This is a genomic window from Verrucomicrobia bacterium CG1_02_43_26, from assembly GCA_001872735.1.
GTDB lineage: Bacteria > Verrucomicrobiota > Verrucomicrobiia > Opitutales > CG1-02-43-26 > CG1-02-43-26.
On record MNWT01000025.1, the window covers coordinates 14,379 to 30,828 of the forward strand.

At 42.7% G+C, this 16,450-nt stretch carries 17 protein-coding genes; 11 read left to right on the top strand and 6 right to left on the bottom strand.

The features are described from left to right. Window positions 1-4: 4 nt before the first annotated feature. Window positions 5-334, top strand: coding sequence for a hypothetical protein (locus tag AUJ82_08540; protein ID OIO58560.1), 330 nt, complete (start codon window positions 5-7; stop codon window positions 332-334). Here AUJ82_08540 and AUJ82_08545 read toward each other — a convergent pair. Continuing rightward, the gene (locus AUJ82_08545) at window positions 313-1,227 is read right to left on the bottom strand and encodes a LysR family transcriptional regulator (GenBank protein OIO58561.1); all 915 of its coding nucleotides are present in this window, start codon (window positions 1,225-1,227) and stop codon (window positions 313-315) included. The genes AUJ82_08540 and AUJ82_08545 overlap by 22 nt on opposite strands. Window positions 1,228-1,289: 62 nt before the next feature. Here AUJ82_08545 and AUJ82_08550 point away from each other — a divergent pair, with 62 nt between their 5' ends. From AUJ82_08550 to AUJ82_08570, 5 genes are all read left to right on the top strand, one after another. Next, complete coding sequence (locus tag AUJ82_08550; GenBank protein ID OIO58562.1) at window positions 1,290-1,985, top strand: YggS family pyridoxal phosphate enzyme; 696 nt, start codon at window positions 1,290-1,292, stop codon at window positions 1,983-1,985. A 109-nt stretch (window positions 1,986-2,094) separates the two neighbouring features. Next, entirely contained in the window at window positions 2,095-2,631 is a 537-nt protein-coding gene (locus AUJ82_08555; GenBank protein OIO58563.1) for an NADH-quinone oxidoreductase subunit B, read from the top strand. Continuing rightward, window positions 2,628-3,245 (top strand): hypothetical protein, encoded by a 618-nt coding sequence (locus AUJ82_08560; protein OIO58564.1) that lies wholly within the window; start codon window positions 2,628-2,630, stop codon window positions 3,243-3,245. The genes AUJ82_08555 and AUJ82_08560 overlap by 4 nt, the downstream gene beginning before the upstream one ends. A 6-nt stretch (window positions 3,246-3,251) precedes the next feature. Next, window positions 3,252-4,484, top strand: coding sequence for an NADH dehydrogenase (quinone) subunit D (locus AUJ82_08565; GenBank protein OIO58565.1), 1,233 nt, complete (start codon window positions 3,252-3,254; stop codon window positions 4,482-4,484). 18 nt (window positions 4,485-4,502) lie between these two features. Next, entirely contained in the window at window positions 4,503-5,198 is a 696-nt protein-coding gene (locus AUJ82_08570) for a hypothetical protein (protein ID OIO58566.1), read from the top strand. On the opposite strand, the gene AUJ82_08575 is transcribed toward AUJ82_08570, so the two are convergent. The 4 genes from AUJ82_08575 to AUJ82_08590 all read right to left on the bottom strand — a co-directional run bounded on the left by AUJ82_08575 (window position 5,195) and on the right by AUJ82_08590 (window position 11,585). Then, window positions 5,195-6,808, bottom strand: coding sequence for a hypothetical protein (locus tag AUJ82_08575; GenBank protein ID OIO58567.1), 1,614 nt, complete (start codon window positions 6,806-6,808; stop codon window positions 5,195-5,197). The genes AUJ82_08570 and AUJ82_08575 overlap by 4 nt on opposite strands. 129 nt (window positions 6,809-6,937) lie before the next feature. Next, a complete protein-coding gene (locus AUJ82_08580) occupies window positions 6,938-9,199 on the bottom strand; it encodes an ATPase (GenBank protein OIO58584.1) in 2,262 nt (753 codons plus the stop codon). Window positions 9,200-9,349: 150 nt separating this feature from the next. After that, window positions 9,350-10,621, bottom strand: a complete 1,272-nt coding sequence (locus tag AUJ82_08585; GenBank protein OIO58568.1) for a hypothetical protein — start codon at window positions 10,619-10,621, stop codon at window positions 9,350-9,352. A gap of 76 nt (window positions 10,622-10,697) precedes the next feature. Further along, window positions 10,698-11,585: a hypothetical protein gene (locus tag AUJ82_08590; protein ID OIO58569.1), complete on the bottom strand. Its 888-nt coding sequence runs from the start codon at window positions 11,583-11,585 to the stop codon at window positions 10,698-10,700. A 39-nt stretch (window positions 11,586-11,624) separates the two neighbouring features. Between AUJ82_08590 and AUJ82_08595 the strand changes: the two genes are divergently transcribed. From AUJ82_08595 to AUJ82_08615, 5 genes are all read left to right on the top strand, one after another. Next, window positions 11,625-12,254, top strand: coding sequence for a hypothetical protein (locus AUJ82_08595; GenBank protein ID OIO58570.1), 630 nt, complete (start codon window positions 11,625-11,627; stop codon window positions 12,252-12,254). Between the two features lie 12 nt (window positions 12,255-12,266). After that, window positions 12,267-12,527: an FmdB family transcriptional regulator gene (locus tag AUJ82_08600; GenBank protein OIO58571.1), complete on the top strand. Its 261-nt coding sequence runs from the start codon at window positions 12,267-12,269 to the stop codon at window positions 12,525-12,527. Between the two features lie 73 nt (window positions 12,528-12,600). Further along, on the top strand, window positions 12,601-13,266 hold the full coding sequence (locus AUJ82_08605; GenBank protein ID OIO58572.1) for a hypothetical protein: 666 nt from the start codon (window positions 12,601-12,603) through the stop codon (window positions 13,264-13,266). A 66-nt stretch (window positions 13,267-13,332) separates the two neighbouring features. Continuing rightward, window positions 13,333-13,902, top strand: a complete 570-nt coding sequence (locus tag AUJ82_08610; GenBank protein OIO58573.1) for a hypothetical protein — start codon at window positions 13,333-13,335, stop codon at window positions 13,900-13,902. Window positions 13,903-13,908: 6 nt separating this feature from the next. Continuing rightward, a complete protein-coding gene (locus tag AUJ82_08615; GenBank protein ID OIO58574.1) occupies window positions 13,909-14,415 on the top strand; it encodes a hypothetical protein in 507 nt (168 codons plus the stop codon). Window positions 14,416-14,417: 2 nt separating this feature from the next. Here AUJ82_08615 and AUJ82_08620 read toward each other — a convergent pair whose 3' ends face one another. Continuing rightward, the gene (locus AUJ82_08620; protein OIO58585.1) at window positions 14,418-16,421 is read right to left on the bottom strand and encodes a DNA ligase (NAD(+)) LigA; all 2,004 of its coding nucleotides are present in this window, start codon (window positions 16,419-16,421) and stop codon (window positions 14,418-14,420) included. Window positions 16,422-16,450: the final 29 nt, after the last annotated feature.

A 16,450-nucleotide genomic window follows, 5' to 3' on the forward strand; every position in this document is an offset into this window, starting at 1 on the left:
GTATATGATACAAAGCAAAATTATCCCCGAATCTCAGCACCTGTGTATCACAATAGATGGCGACTTATTAAGCACAAATGTAAAGACCTATGGTACTTATATCAAAAGAACACTTGATGAAGAAATAGGATATAAGGCTGTGGCTGTCGACCTGAATTCCGCTGAGATACTGGATTCTGTGGGCCTTAATATGCTCGTTAGCCTCGCAAAAATTCTTGCCGAGAAAAGCGTTATCCTAAAAATATTTGTTTCTAGTCCTTCTATCCTTAAAGTAATGCGCTTTTCACGAATAGATAAGGTTGCTGAAATTGTCTATGCAGAAAGAGTGAGCTGAGGGTTTATCTCTGATTTTTTCGCAATCAGCATATCAACGAATCGTTTCATAGATGGGCTTAATACCCTCCCCTTTTTGTAAATAATGGCGAGTGGGCGAGTGAGCTTTTCATCTTTGATTTGGATTTTCACTAACTGCCCTTGATTAATTTCCTGTTCAGCTGTTTTCTCGGGAATAAATGCTATACCGGCGTTGATCTCAACAGCTCGTTTAACGGTCTCAACGTTATCAAATTCCATAACCGGCTGGATATCCAAGCCATGCTCGCTAAACAATTCATCCGTAGCCTTTCGTGTGGGGATATCTTTATCAAAGGCAACAATCGGGTATTCGTATAAATCCTCAACTTCGGCACAAACACAATTTGCCAGCGGATGTTCCGGGCTGCAGACCACTATAAGTTTATCTTCTGAAAATGGTATGGTTTCCAGTAAACGATTTTTCACAGGATAAGCAACAAGGCCAATATCAGCCGATTGGCTTAAAATATCCTCATAAACGAGGTTAGATCGGCGGAATTCTATACGGATGTTAACCGAAGGATATTCCTGCATAAATTGCTTCACATAGGGATGAAGCTCGTGCAGTCCAATGCTGTAAATAGTGGAAATATGAATTGAGCCGCTAATAATCTTTTGCATCTCTTGCAATTCGGCCACCAAGTGCTCATACCGGTGCAAAATTTCCTGAGAAGCTTCGTAGAGCTTTTTGCCCTCAGATGTCAGCTTAAAGTTTTTTTGGTTACGATCTACGACTAAGATGTTAAAATGCTTTTCAATGGACCTAAGCTGTTGGCTCACTGCTGATTGCGTAATCGAGTGAAGTTTTGCCGCCTTAGAAAAGCTTTCGCTCTCTACAAGATCGCAAAAAACTTTTAGATTTTCTATATGCACGGTCTATTGTATAAACATAGCTTATCATCCGTCAAATTATATTTTAGAAACGCTTATAGCAGATGATTTCATACACAGAATTTCAGGAAAATTTAAAAGATCTCAATCAACAGATAGTAGATGCTTGTGCAGCCTGTGGCCGAGAGGCAAGCTCTGTACGCATATTGCCGGTTACCAAAACGTTTCCTGTTGAGGCTGTTGAGTATGCTTATAAAGCCGGCTTCCTTTCAATTGGTGAAAATAGAGTTCAAGAGGCCATTGCAAAGAAAGAGGGCTGTAATGCTTCGATAGAATGGGAACTGATCGGCCATTTACAAAGTAACAAAGTGAATGCCGCCGTGAGTCTATTTGACCGAATACAATCGGTTGACAGCCTAAAACTGCTTTCTAAAATAAACCACGCAGCTGAACTCGAGGGCAAAACAATCCGTATCTTAGTGCAAGTGAATGCAGGAAAGGATCCGGCTAAATTTGGGTTATCAATTAGGGATACCAAACCTTTTTTTCAGGAAGCGCTCACCTTCCGACACCTTAAAATAGAGGGCTTGATGACCATTGCGCCGCTAGATGAGGATCTTTCAGTCGCGCGCGAAGCGTTTTCAAATTTAAGAAAAATCAGAGATCAGTTAGTAACGGAATTTGGCATAGCCTTACCTGAACTCTCTATGGGAATGACGGCAGATTTACAAGAAGCAATACGTGAAGGTAGTACAATGGTGCGCGTCGGCTCAGGGCTGTTTGGATCTCGTACAGCGTAAGTGCTTTCGTGCCAAACAGAAAGAAGTCCGTTAGATTTACAGCTTGCTCGACAGCGCTATCTTTTGTTAAATGAGAATGAGTCAATTATAGCTTTATTATTTAGACCGCATGAGTTCCTCAAACACCGAATATGGGTATAATAGCAAGGTAGAAGGCAACGTCGTTGTTACCCGCGCAGATGCTGTTATTAATTGGGTGCGAAAGCACTCTATATGGCCAATGCCGATGGGGCTTGCTTGCTGCGCGATCGAGCTGATGGCTACCGGTGCATCTAGATTTGATATCAGTCGCTTCGGAATGGAAGTGATGCGTTTTTCGCCACGTCAAGCGGATTGCATGATCGTAGCGGGAACGGTTACCTACAAAATGGCCGGAGCATTGAGACGTATCTATGACCAAATGGCCGAGCCGAAGTGGGTTGTTGCCATGGGAGCATGTGCCTCAACGGGCGGCATGTACCGCTCTTACGCTACCCTTCAGGGCGTTGATCGAATTGTACCCGTGGACATATACATAAGTGGTTGCCCGCCTCGCCCGGAGGCTTTACTTGACGGCATGATGCGTCTACAGGACTTGATTGGAACAGAGCGTTCTGCCCGCAATTTGCTGAAACCTAAAAAATACGCTTCTTCCGGACCTGCATGAATAAAACAACTTTAAGCATATTATTAGAAAAGTTTTCCTATCTCTCCAAAAGGGAAAGCTTGGACTACCCAGCAGTAAATGTCCCACACACATATTTGCACGAACTGTGCTTTTTTGTGAGAGACGAAATGGGATTTGTACACCTTGCAGATCTAACCGCAGTTGATTGGGGTGTAGACAGTGAGCCACGATTCACGACTGTCTATCACTTTTACAATCCTGACAATCACTCCTATCTGCGCGTTGCCTGCGATTGTGATAGCGCTGAAAAACCATCTGTTCCCAGTTTAGTTGACCTATGGCCAGCTGCGAATTGGCATGAGCGCGAAGCATTTGATATGTTTGGAATATGCTTCTTGGGGCACCCGGATTTAAGGCGTATTTTAATGTGGGATGATTATGCGTACTATCCGCTACGCAAAGATTTCCCATTGGCTGGTATTGATACGGAGATTCCCTCTGAAGAAGTCCAGGAACAAACGAGTGCTCGAGTAATCGCAGCTCCAATGGCCGGTGGGCCATTCTGCCCGAAAACAACCACAACAATGCGGCAAAACGAGCCATCAGGTGCAGATCAAAGTTGGTCTGAAAAAGCACCCAAGCCTTCTCATTAAATTTCCATGCAAACAGAAATATTCACAAGCGATACAGCTGGCCGAGTGAGTGATGCTGATGAAGCATTAGTCCAAGAAAAAATGATCCTGAACGTGGGCCCTTCCCACCCAGCAACTCATGGCGTACTGAGGTTACTTCTAGAGCTCAATGGAGACTTTATCACCAAGTGCGACCCTGTCATCGGTTATCTTCACCGGGGAGATGAGAAAATTGCCGAAAACATGACGTACAACCAGTTTGTACCTTATACCGATCGGCTCGATTACTTGGCTCCTCTAGCCAATAACGTGGCTTATGCTATTGCTGTCGAAAAACTAGCCAAACTGGAAGTCCCTCCGCGTTGCCAGGTCATACGGGTGATCATCAGCGAATTGGCGCGTATATCTTCCCACTTGCTGGGCATCGGTGTCTACGCAATGGACTGCGGCGCAATGACCGTCTTTCTATACACGTTTACACAACGGGAAAAGTTATACACACTCTTTGAAGAACTCACCGGAGCTCGATTAACAACCAGCTACACCCGTATAGGTGGCTTGGCTCGTGACATCCCAGATGGGTGGCTAGGGCGAGTGAATAATTTCCTAAACCAATTCCTACCAACAGTTGACGAAGTCAATACCCTGCTGACAAGAAACAGAATTTTTGTTGAGCGGACAGTGGGCATTGGCACTATTTCAAAAGAAGACGCGCTAGCCTATGGCCTAACCGGCCCAAACGCAAGGGCCTCCGGGCTTGAAACGGATCTTCGCCGCGATTGCCCTTATTCCGGATACGAACAATACGACTTCAATATCCCAGTTGGTAGCAAGGGAGATTGTTACGATCGTTACTTAGTCAGAATGGAAGAAATGAAGCAAAGCATGCGCATTATACGCCAGGCAATTGAACTAATGCCGGAAGGACCTTGGTTTGCTGAAGATGCCAAAAAAATATTTCCCCCGCCCAAAGGCAAGGTACTTTCTAGCATGGAGGAATTAATACAGCACTTCATGATCGTCACAGAAGGGCCACAAATGCCGGCTGGAGAAGTTTATTTTGAAGCAGAAAACCCAAAAGGCGCACTTGGTTTTTACGTCGTATCCAAAGGCGGGGGCGTACCTTATCGATTAAAAATTCGGGGTCCTAGTTTTTGCTCACTTTCCATTCTTCCTAAAATTGTCCCTGGCCACATGCTTACGGATTTAACTGTACTGCTCGGCAGCTTAGACTTTGTTATGGGAGAGTGCGATCGTTAACCCCAATAACATTGCCTCATGTCTGATAAGAAAGTTACCAAAAAATCAACCACTCAAAACAACAATTTACCCAAAGATGAAACGGGTAAATTGGGTGGCAAGGACGTTACTAGCAAAAAAACTAAGGAGATGAATGCTATTGTGAAATACATAATAGATATTCATAAACCGATTCCCCTGGAAACGAGGGACTTAAAATATGAAGACCCAAACGATGCTGGCATCCTCGATGAATATCTTACAACGTACAATGGTATTTCACTGATGTTCTTTGGATTAGTGGGAGGAAGCACCATTGTTAAATCCAGATCAAACGAATCCAGCGTGTCGTTCTTAAAACGTTTTGTGCCTCAGATGATCCTCTTTCTGTATGCTGGCTACATGACGCCCAATATTCTTTCCCGCCACGGCAAGGATTTGCTAAATATACTTTCCTATCTCATTACTTTCATAAAAGAAATTCATAGGCCAATCAGATTTGATAATGATGAAGCTAATGACCTTTCTCTGAAGCCGAACTTTATTGGGGCTGTCATTGGCTTACTCCTCGTTGCCTATATGATCAAGAACAAGAGCATAGATCAATCAACTGGAGAATCTCTTATTAGAAAGATAGCAATTACACTAATGGGTGGATATAGTGGGTTCGTGTTGCCCAACGGTCTGAATATCCTAGCCACTCTTTACGGCGGCGATCAACACGACCCTAACTAAACGAACTGCATAAAATCTTTAAGCGGAACTCTTCTTAACCCCCTCTCAAAGAAGGTCTTCCATTGCTCGTTATTTAATTCGGGAATACTAAAGGAAGGTTGTTTAACATCTTCTTTGTTAACCTTTTTGCTAAAAGCAAAAATCATATTTCTGATTTCCTGAGCAGAAAGTTTAAGCAAATCAAAGAAGATAATTATTTCTGGTAGATCAATCAACTCATGTGAATGGTTCAAGAAATTATCATCACTATTTTCAGGTATCAACTTCTTCAATACTTGTTGCGTTTCATCATCCTCCTCACTCAATTTTTTAGACAAGAGCTGAAAAGATTTATTTTCAGCTTTGTTTAAAAAACATTCCCATAAAAGAGTATTAAAAAGCACATTACCCAAGCACAACAACTGCTTTTTCTTTATTTTTCGAGGTCTTAAGTAGATATAATTCAAGAAATAATCTTCGCCAAGAATTGCATCCAAGGAATTATCGATAAACTTCTTTGAATTGAAAAAATATTTAAATTTATCATTTCTCTCTAAAACGCCACGTATGGTATTAATATAGCAAGAAATAATCTTCATATTAATGTCCAAGTTTTCAGGTTCCACCAAGTTCCTGATGCAGTAATTAAAGGCAATTCTACCATCTTTCAAGATATTTTTTAAAACCAATTTATCCTCAATAAGATTTTTAAAGAATGATAAAGCATCCTCTGGACATGGGTATAGCTTCTTAATCGATTGTCCACGTTTATTTTTAAAAAAGGTATCAACATTCCAATTACAAATAGCTTTGCTAAAAACATCCAATCGTTTTAAATCACTTTTATTCATTTCAAAGATACCTTCATCGTGATCCATAAAATCTTTATCCAAATGGCTTTTCAACGGATCGTTTAACGGACGGAAGAACACGGTCGCAAACTGACAAAGATTTAGCAACTTCTCCATAGCGATTGTAATTTCCTCATACTTATTGTGATCAAGCTTTCCGGAAATAATTTCTCCATAAACAACCTCCCCTAAAGCTGCTTGAAAAAATTCTTGGGTTGTATCCCTGCGGGCATTATCATCTTTAATCACGTCTTTTAAATTAGAATCCATCCCTTCGTAAAACGGGATAAAGCATTCAATGCTCTTTTCCAAGCTTTTCAGATAATCCATAAAATTATCATTTTCGCCTAGTAATCGCCCCCTACCTATCTCTTTCTCATTAATTTCGGTGATATACTCGCTCTCATAATCTTTTCCAAAATAACGAACTAATTCATCTTCTGGAACTATTTTACCACCCAAACAAGACAAGGTTGTGCATGCCCTTTTAAGTCGATCAACTAATTCTTTATTCGCTTTAGCTGTTTTTTCCAGTGCAGATGAATTAAAAAAATCCTCCTGAATCACTACTGTTGTAAACGTTTGCGTTTTTTCCTCGTCCGAACTATCACCACTTTCATTATCTACCTCAATATTTAGCCAAACGTTTTTTTTCTCCAAAAACACTTCTTCCTTTTGGTAATCTTTTTTCTCCCCTTTGGAATTCTCTACATTACTTTCCTCTTTGGGATCTTTCTTTTCAGTACTCTTGCTTCCGCCAATTCCGAAAAAATTAAACATGATGCGCCTTTCGTTTTGACTAAATAATTAATCGTTAAAGTAACCGATATAACATTATTCATCTAATACTCGAACTATAACAGAAAAAGACCCGTGCTGACAATGCCTCAAATAAAAAGCCAAAAATGCCTAAAATAGCTTTTGATTCTCTCGCCGGGCAATGAGCAATCTTAAGCTATTCAGACAAACAAATGCCGTGGAGCCTTCATGAGCAAAAACCCCCACATATAAAGGGATCAAGCCAAACACAGCCGCTAACACCATCAGCGAAATAGTACCCAGCGCTATCGTCAAATTTTGGCGTATAATGCGTCTTGCCTTTATGCTAATGGAATATGCATCTAGAAAGCTTTCGATCTTATCATTCATCAAAATAACTTCACTTTGTTCCAGAGCAGCATCACTACCACGCGCCCCCATTGCAACAGGCACATCAGCTACGGCAAGGCTAGGCGCATCATTAACACCATCGCCCACCATTGCGATTTTCTTACCTTGCTTGCGGTACTCTTGCAATGCTGCCACTTTATCCTCTGGCTTAAGGCCATAACGTACTTCTTGAAGACCAATTTCTCTGCCGACTGCTTCGGCAGTCTCTCTGCGGTCACCGGTTAACATCACGGTAAATACGTGCATTTTTTTTAGGGCTGCCAGGAAGGGCTTGGACTCTTTTCTTATTTTATCTTTTAGCAGAATACAACCAATCAAGTCTTTATAGATCACCCAAACTTCCGTAAACGCCTCAGATGGCTGGGGTAATTTATCTGCCCACTCCCGTAATGGACCTTGCTCTAAAAGCTCTCTGCGACCTAGTACGCATACCGCACCATCTACTGCCGCCTGCACGCCACTTCCGGTGAGTGATTCAAATTCATTAATTACTTTTTCGGCAACTCCTGCTTTTTTGCAATACATTGTAATCGCACGGGCAATCGGGTGAGTTGAATTTTTTTCTAATGCAAACGCAAGCTCCAGCACTTCTCCTTCCCTGCCTTTTGGAAAACTCTCTACGGAATTAACCACGAGTTCTCCGGTGGTGAGGGTACCGGTTTTATCGAGCGCAACTAGATTAATTTCGGAAAGCTTTTCAATTGCAGCACCTCCTTTAAATAAAACACCATGGCGGGCTCCCCAAGCAATAGCTGCCAATATGGCCGAAGGAATGGAAAGCACTAAGGCGCAAGGGCTAGCCACGACTAGCAGAGTCATCGCACGATAGAAAGCTGAATAGCCCGCAGATGTGTTTTCAATCGGCGCTATCCCCAAAACTAGCCACCAGAAAAGGAACATAAAGGTGGTAACGCTTAGGATAAGATACGTATACTTTGTTCCGAACTTGTCCGTAAAGCGTTGGCTAGGAGCCTTCAGGTGCTGAGCTTCTTGTATTAACTGAATAATCGTTTGTAATGAACTTTTCTGAGCAGAACGCACCACACGGGTTTTAACAACTCCCCATAAATTAATCGTCCCGCTAAATGTTTCATCGCCTATGCCTTTGTCTACCGGAAGCGATTCTCCTGTAATATTAGATTCATCCGCTGATGTTGTCCCTTCAATAATTTCTCCATCAACCGGAAAGAGATCTCCAGGGCGAACTTTTATAATATCGCCGGGTTTAACAAGATCAACTGGCTTTTCAAACTCATTTCCCTCTTCGTCTACAGCAATTGCCATTTTAGGCGCCAATTTAAATAGACCGTCAATAGCGCTTCTAGTACGGCTCATAGCATACTCCTCGAGCGCTTCGGCAAACGTAAAGAGAAACAGCAAGAGTGCCCCCTCTGCCCAAGCACCGATACTAACTGCTCCAAAGGCAACCGCTAGCATGAGGAAGTGCATATCCAGCTCTCCCTTGGGCAATTTTTTGACTACGGCTAACATAGGCTCCCAGGCACCGGCAATAATCGCAAACGTATAAAACACTAGGCCTAGCCAGGGATAAGCAGAGGAAGTTCCTGTTAAAAAATAACCCAATAGACCAGCAACTCCGCAAAGCCCAGCCATTAAACCGGTAAATTTCCAGTGTCCCTCGCCTTCCTCATGGTCTTTGAGGCGCTTTGGCCACGGTATATCACGCCATTTCCAGTGCAGATAGCTGCCTTCATTTTCATCCTTTTTTAAAAGCAGATCATTTTCTTTCTGGGTAACGAAAACGCCTTCAGGCACGGTATGGTTTTCTCCTTTGCCTTTTATAATCCGATTTTCAATTTCTAGAATCGTTTTTTGAATAAATGTCTCCAGGGCTAGTTGATCCACTTCCTCCAATGTCGCAAAGGAAATTTTTTTATCTTCAGCGTTTACCAGGATAGCTTCGATATTTTTTTCGCGGTGCAAAAAATCCGCAAGCTCGGCTATCCATAAGTCATGTTTTGTATCTTGATCGGCAATCATCGTCATCTGGGGCATTTAATTACAAGAGAGTATAGTACCTTTTTTGCACAAAGATATACTATACTAGCTTGTAAGTGCAAAACAAGCCGTGTTTTCACTGTGTTTAAATAATACGATCGTAAGACCGAACTTAATCTTCAAAATGAAAATCTATTTGGAAAAGCGTTTCGCCACTTCAGAAAAGCGTTTGATACCCATCTTTAATCGATCTTCATCTAGGCTTCCGAAGCTAATTCTCACGTAATTACGAGGGCTGCGCTCCGCAAAGCATAAGTCTCCGGGCACATAAAGAACGTTATTCCCTAAGCATGCTTTACAAAATGCCGATTCTAATGATGTATCTAACCCTTCCGGACCTTTCAACCACGCCATTAATCCACCTTCAGGTTTTTTCCAGCTCCAGCCTATGGTTGATAATTGTTCGTTCTCTAGGGTCTCCTGCAAAACATCTGCCTTTCGTCCATACCAGGCGTGAATATCGTTTAACCACTTGCTATACCAATTATTTGTAATCACTTTTTCTATGATGGCTTGAGAAAAATTGGCGGATCCAAAATCATGATGCCCTTTTACATAAAGCATCTTCTGGAGCCATTCTCGATCTGAACAGCAACCATAACCAATCTTCATTCCACAAGAAAAGGGCTTAGTATAGGTTCCCAAGTACAAGCGAGGGATATCTGCCATTTCCTCCACACTTAGAATACTGGGTACCGGGTAGGGTTCATTAAAATAAAGTTCACGGTAAGCGGAATCTTCTAAAACAGCACTATCTAGTTTGTATTCCTTGATTAATCGCCCCAAAGCCCGTTTATCCTCCCACGAAATACAGCGGCATGAGGGATTCCCGAAATAGCCCATTAAATAAAAGGCCTTAATGCGATTCAGGTTTCCTTCTTTTCTTATCTTATCTAATTGCTGGCGTAGGGCATCGAAATCTATCCCACCATCAGTTAAGCACCGCAGTGTTATTGGGTTGATGCCTAAGCCGTTTAGCAATTCCAGAAAAACAAAATAGCTGGGTCCTTCCACGAACACATAATCCCCAGGATCACACAACACCTGCATTGCTAAGTACAGGGCTTGTTGGGAACCATTGGAAATGATGAAATTTTCCGGCTTCCAGAGATCCGCTTTCTCGTTAGGGTATTGTTTTAAAAAATCCGCCGTCGCTGCGCGCAGGCCTGGTCTGCCTTGGTTCATGCCATATTGCAAATACTCCGCATCTCCTTCTTGGGAAAGAACAGCGTCCACGGCCCGATAAATGATTTCCTTGGGCATGCGGGCATTATCAGTAAAGCCGACTGCTAAAGAAAGCACATCGGGGTGCTCTAGGGCTTTTGTCATTAACTGCGTTACCACTGGCTCGGTTAAATTTTGACCGAGTTTTGAAAACAGTGCCCTCTCTTCTTTCACAAGCATATGATAACGGTGGTTACAACAGACTGAAATTTCATACTGTCGGCTGACCCTTGTTTCGCCTGTGGGCAAGATCTATCTAGTTCAGCCGATTTCGCAAATAGTCGATTAGTTCAATAAAAAATGAGTTATCATTGCCAATAGCCCTACAAACATGGATTGCTTTATCGGAATGATTCATCATCTTCTCTAAAGCAAATTCGAGGCCAAAAATGGAAGGATAAGTGCATTTATTGTTACTGCTATCTATACCAGCCGGTTTACCGAGTTCCTCCTGGCTAGAAGTCATATCCAATATATCATCTATTATCTGATAGGCCATGCCAAGGTGGTAACCCAAATCGCGCCCTAAAGTAACCACAGATGCATCCTGACCAGCAATCTGTAGACCCATAACAATTGCTGCTTGCATGAGAGCTGCTGTTTTCCGCGCGTAAATAGCTTCGATATCTGATTCAGTAGGCACTTTGGATTGCTCGTAATCATTTAAAATATCTAAAACTTGCCCGCCAACTAACTTTTGGGAACCGGCGGCATTACTGACTTCTTTTACCAACTGAACACATAGGGAGGGATGCGCTTTATAATGATCGGCTAATAACTCAAAGGCTAAGGGGATTAAGGCATCTCCGGCAAGAACTGCCGTAGCTTCATCAAATTTCTTATGGCAGGATAATAGGCCTCTTCTATAATCGCTATCGTCCATACAGGGCAAATCGTCATGAATTAAGCTATAGGTATGCACACATTCTAAAGCAACTGCAGCCGGCATAGGATCTATCGATGCAGGCTTAATGGCATGGCTTGCTAGCAGTAGAATAGGCCGCAATCGTTTCCCTCCCGCAAATAGTGAATAATGCATTGCTTCGTGCAATAATTTGGGATCTTCCGTTGACGAGGGTACCCATCGAGTGATCGCCTCATTAATCATCTTGAGATCGTTATTTAGCCTTGCTTTAAATTCCATAAAATTGCTATTATTAAATTGTTAACCTAAGAATTCATTATGCCCATGCCAACCCTAGAAAAAACCATTGATAATGTTCTTGAAGAGAATAATCACCTCCAAAAATTACTAATAGGAGGGATACTTATGTTTATCCCTATAGTCAACATTTTTGCCCTCGGCTACATATTTAGAGCCGGTACCAACATGCTCAGGAACAGTGGTAAATTCAGCCTGCCGGAATGGAATAACTGGCCAGCCTTGTTTATAGACGGGCTGAAATTGGTTGTTATCAGCATACTTTATGCGGGAGTTCCCATGGCACTCGCTTGGGTGATCAGTATTTTCCTTAACACGATCACGATGAAAATGTTAGGCCCAATCCCCTTTTTCCCCATCAGCATCGCCTTTTTAATTGTACCGGCACTTAAATACGCCGCGTTATACCACTTCCAAAAAACCGGTTCATGGGAGAGTTTGCTAGACTTAAAGGAAATTGCCAACTTAATAACGACCCCTTACAAACGACATTTAGCAATCCCTTCAATTGCGCTCGTAGGCTTGTTCTTCATCGGCGCGCCTCTCTTCGGGCTAGCTTTTTTCCTTGGCATGCTCTTGATTTTACCTTATTATTACGGCGTATATTCTTCTTCTGCCCAAACAGTGAAGAAGAGTTCAACGAAGAAATAGTAAGATAAAAATATGCCAACCTACGATTATTCCTGCAAATTGTGTTCTGAAACGTTTGAAATCTTTCACTCCATAAGCGAAGCACCTAAAAAAATGTGCCCAAGCTGCAAGAAAGAAGGTCTAGAGCGTAAGATTAGCTCAGGTGCTGGTATTATATTCAAAGGCAGCGGTTTTTACGAAACGGATTACAAAAAAAGCCCCAGCACAAGTTCGGAGCCTAAAGAGAGCTCAACGAGCAAAAACTGCTCTACGAACTGCGGTTGCGGTAATTAACGTGGAATAACTCGCGCAACCCCCGAAATCGTTTTCACCTCCCCAGTCAACGTTTTAGTCATATACCCCAATAATGAAACCCAGAAATTTTCGCCCTAAAAGCACTGTTGGCATAATCATCAGTGGAATATTAGGTTGTACTTTGGGCTTCTTAATCGCATTTGGGGTACTAGTCGCAAAACCTATTCCGATGGGTTATACTCCCCCAAAGAACTCAGAAAAAAATAATGCCTACATCGTACTGGGTAAAAATACAGGTGGAAGTAATTGGTACGCCCTTCAAAAAGCTTTTTTAAGCCCACAGCAAGTTCGCCTTACAGTAAACGAAGCTTCCCTAAACTTGTGGGTCAAGAATTTATACCGTGGCTACAAGCCCGTGCCTTCTCAAAGCAAGCTGGAGCTTCTCCCCTTGACCCCTAACTTCCACCTATACGACGGCAAACTGCAAATAATCTTTCCTTTACAGCTCAAAGTAGGTGGTAAACAAAAATTAAAGGTAAATTTTGTAACCATTGGCAAAATAGTCGAAGGAAAAGATGGTTTTCGCTTCATACCTGAAAATTCTTATCTCGGATCAGCTTTATTCCCTTCATTTGCAGGAGGTGGAGCCTTCTTTTATGAAAAACTAATGACTGCCTTTAGCGGCTTGTCGGAGTTCCCTATGTACAAAGAAGCGTGGAAAAGTCTTTCACTCGCAGAAATAACCGGCGACTTATTAAAACTAGAACGTTTACAATAATCTTTCTTTCTGTTACTTATTAATTTGTAAATTGCCCCGAATGTGAGCCCCCACACTAATATATACATGCGCGCAAGACTGCGTTTCTGGTTGTTTCTCATCCTGATGCTCGTTTTGCTCATTTTCATGGAATACTACCAACTTAACCAAGGTGGAATTGGTTATTTCTATAAGCGCTACTTTGCCAGCGAATATATCCCAAGCTCAAGCCGTTTCCCTTCCCCTCAATGGAGTTTAAAGGATACTGAAGGAAAAACTTATTCTTCAGAAAACTTAAAGGGTCAGGTCGTATTAATCAATTTCTGGGCAACCTGGAGCACGAAGTCGCTAGATGAATTCCCTGCCTTGATCGATTTACAGGAAAAATTCAAAAACAATGATGTCACCATTCTAGGGGTTTCCATTGACCAAATTGATAACGAAAAACTCGCTAACTTTAAGGAAAAATCTCTGCTCCCCTACCCCAACCTCGTAAGCGACACCGATATGATCGAAAAATTTGGCGTCTTTGACTCCTTGCCTATGACTTTTTTAATTGACCAAAACGGTAATATCGTACGTTTTTACAAGGGTAAAATATCTTCCGCTGAACTCAGTCGAGTGATCGAAGATTTACTCACCCCAACTAGCCCGTAAATCTCTATGAAAACGCTCACCCTTTTTCGACACGCCAAATCAGATTGGGGAAACAATGATATCAAAGACTTTGATCGTCCGCTCAATGAACGTGGCCAAAAAGAGGCTCCTATCATGGGAAAAGTTCTTCATAATAAAGAACATTCCCCAGACTTAATAATTTCCAGCTCAGCTCTGCGTGCTTTTACCACCGCACAACTTGTTGCTAAGGAGCTCGACTACCCGGAAACTAATATTCAAGTCATCAACGAGCTCTACAACGCCCCAGCCGGCATGATGTTACGAATCATTCAACGCACAGATGATAGCGTAAATCATTTATTCGTCTTTGGGCACAACCCAGGCATCTCAGATCTCGCATGCCAATACATTGGAGAACGATCCGTCGGATTGCGCACTTCAGAAGCAGTTACGATTACATTTAACGTAGACAGCTGGAAATCCTGCCAGATTCGAACAGGGAAGCTGCTACACTATTTTGCAAATCCTTCCAACGCGGATTATAAAATATAGGGCTAGTCACCCAACATTTTTCTAAACACAGCTTCATCGATAATAGCAACACCAAGCTCTTCCGCTTTTTTAAGCTTTGAGCCCGGATCCGCCCCGGCCAACACATAATCTGTCTTTTTACTCACGCTAGAAGTCACTTTGCCGCCGGCGTTTTCTATAAGAGTTTTTGCTTCATCACGCGTCATACTCGGCAATGTCCCTGTTAGGACAAACGTCTTATCCGCTAGATCAGAGTTCTGGTAACCCTGTGCCTGTTGGCCTCTATGGTCTTTTGTATTTAAACCATAATCGATCAACCGTTGAATGATCTTAGCATTCTCTTCGGTCTTAAAAAACTTGATAATACTCTCTGCCACAATCTTCCCAACACCGTCTACTTCTAGCAAGTCTACTTCCTTGGCGTTCATCAATGCCTCTAGGCTCTTAAACGCTTTTGCTAGATCTTTTGCCGATTGCGCCCCCACTTGCGGTATCCCAAGTCCATGGAGTAACCGCCACAGCTCCTGTTGCTTACTGTTTTCAATCGCTTGTACCAGATTTTTAGACGACTTTTCAGCAAACCCTTCTAGGGCGAGTAAGTCTTTTTCGTTGAGTTCATACAAATCGGCCATATTAGCGCATAGCGATTTATCAACAAGTTGGTCAACCACCGCTTTGCCTAGGTTCTCTATATCCATGGCTTGCCTTGATCCAAAGTGCAAAATCCGGCGTCTCACTTGAGGCGGGCAACTCACGTTCGGGCAGCGCCAAGCAGCTTCCTCGGGTAAACGAATCGCCTCCGCGCCACACTCAGGGCATGTTTTCGGAAACGTATAGGGTTTACTATCTGCTTTACGCTTCTCAACTACCACGCGTACCACGGCAGGAATCACCTCACCTGCTTTTTCGATAATAACGGTATCGCCTATACGAATATCTTTTCGTTTAATTTCATCTTCGTTATGCAGGGTAGCGCGTGAAATCGTAGAGCCTGCTAAACTAACGGGTCTTAATTCAGCAACAGGGGTCAACACTCCTGTTCGTCCTACTTGTATCGTTATATCGCCTAAAACAGTTTCCGCTTGCTCGGCTGAAAACTTGTAGGCCACGGCCCATCTCGGCGCTTTTGCTGTCTGTCCTAACCGTTTACGCAGCGCTATATTATTTACTTTAACAACAGCGCCATCGGTTCCGTATTTAAATTCATGTCTCAATGTATCTATTTCTTCAATACTTTTGCAAACATCTTCAATCCCTTTAGCAACCCAATATTTCTCAAGCGTGGGTAATCCCCAGTCTTTTAGCTGATCAAAAAAATCTGCATCGTTTTCAAATCGCTTGGGCTCGCAATAGCCAAACCCAAAGAGAACTATGCTGAGCTTGCGTCTTCTGGCTTCTGCGGCATCGAGTAGTTTTACCGTACCGGCAGCCAGATTACGGGGGTTTGCGTACGGGGGAAGGTCTTGTTCTTCGCGTTCTTTGTTGACGAGGGTAAATGCATCTTCTGTCATATAGACTTCGCCGCGTATCTCAATCACCTCGGGCACGTTTTTCCCTTTGAGAGCATGGGGCAGCCCGTGTATTGTACGTATATTGTGGGTAATATCATCTCCTTCCACACCATTACCGCGTGTCAGCGCACGTACCAGCTTTCCTTTTTCGTATGTCAGAGATACCGCTACGCCGTCAATTTTTGGTTCCACAACATACTCAAGGGGCTCTTCTCTCAAAACCCTGTGTATTCGTTTTTCGAATTCAACGACTTCGCCCATGCTGTAGCTATTATCAATACTCAACATGGGTTCGCGGTGAGTATATGATTGAAAGGACTCAATTCGATCGTCGCCTACTTTTTTCGCTTCTGCGAATTCCGGATAACGTGCTTCCAGCGCTTCTAGCTCTTGTACTAATCGATCATACTCAAAATCAGAAATCTCAGGCGCTGCTTTTCGATAATACAATTCATCATGGCGGGCAATTTCTGCTCGCAGAGAGTGTATCTTCTTATCAACTTCCTTCAACGTCATATCATCAATCATATCTCAAGGCGGCGAAT

Excerpts from the sequence above, each read along its gene's own strand:
- AUJ82_08540 (OIO58560.1), top strand. The coding sequence starts at position 5 with ATGATACAAAGCAAAATTATCCCCGAATCTCAGCACCTGTGTATCACA.
- AUJ82_08550 (OIO58562.1), top strand. The coding sequence starts at position 1,290 with ATGATTTCATACACAGAATTTCAGGAAAATTTAAAAGATCTCAATCAA.
- AUJ82_08555 (OIO58563.1), top strand. The coding sequence starts at position 2,095 with ATGAGTTCCTCAAACACCGAATATGGGTATAATAGCAAGGTAGAAGGC.
- AUJ82_08560 (OIO58564.1), top strand. The coding sequence starts at position 2,628 with ATGAATAAAACAACTTTAAGCATATTATTAGAAAAGTTTTCCTATCTC.
- AUJ82_08565 (OIO58565.1), top strand. The coding sequence starts at position 3,252 with ATGCAAACAGAAATATTCACAAGCGATACAGCTGGCCGAGTGAGTGAT.
- AUJ82_08570 (OIO58566.1), top strand. The coding sequence starts at position 4,503 with ATGTCTGATAAGAAAGTTACCAAAAAATCAACCACTCAAAACAACAAT.
- AUJ82_08575 (OIO58567.1), bottom strand. The coding sequence starts at position 6,808 with ATGTTTAATTTTTTCGGAATTGGCGGAAGCAAGAGTACTGAAAAGAAA.
- AUJ82_08580 (OIO58584.1), bottom strand. The coding sequence starts at position 9,199 with ATGATTGCCGATCAAGATACAAAACATGACTTATGGATAGCCGAGCTT.
- AUJ82_08585 (OIO58568.1), bottom strand. The coding sequence starts at position 10,621 with ATGCTTGTGAAAGAAGAGAGGGCACTGTTTTCAAAACTCGGTCAAAAT.
- AUJ82_08590 (OIO58569.1), bottom strand. The coding sequence starts at position 11,585 with ATGGAATTTAAAGCAAGGCTAAATAACGATCTCAAGATGATTAATGAG.
- AUJ82_08595 (OIO58570.1), top strand. The coding sequence starts at position 11,625 with ATGCCCATGCCAACCCTAGAAAAAACCATTGATAATGTTCTTGAAGAG.
- AUJ82_08600 (OIO58571.1), top strand. The coding sequence starts at position 12,267 with ATGCCAACCTACGATTATTCCTGCAAATTGTGTTCTGAAACGTTTGAA.
- AUJ82_08605 (OIO58572.1), top strand. The coding sequence starts at position 12,601 with ATGAAACCCAGAAATTTTCGCCCTAAAAGCACTGTTGGCATAATCATC.
- AUJ82_08610 (OIO58573.1), top strand. The coding sequence starts at position 13,333 with ATGCGCGCAAGACTGCGTTTCTGGTTGTTTCTCATCCTGATGCTCGTT.
- AUJ82_08615 (OIO58574.1), top strand. The coding sequence starts at position 13,909 with ATGAAAACGCTCACCCTTTTTCGACACGCCAAATCAGATTGGGGAAAC.
- AUJ82_08620 (OIO58585.1), bottom strand. The coding sequence starts at position 16,421 with ATGACGTTGAAGGAAGTTGATAAGAAGATACACTCTCTGCGAGCAGAA.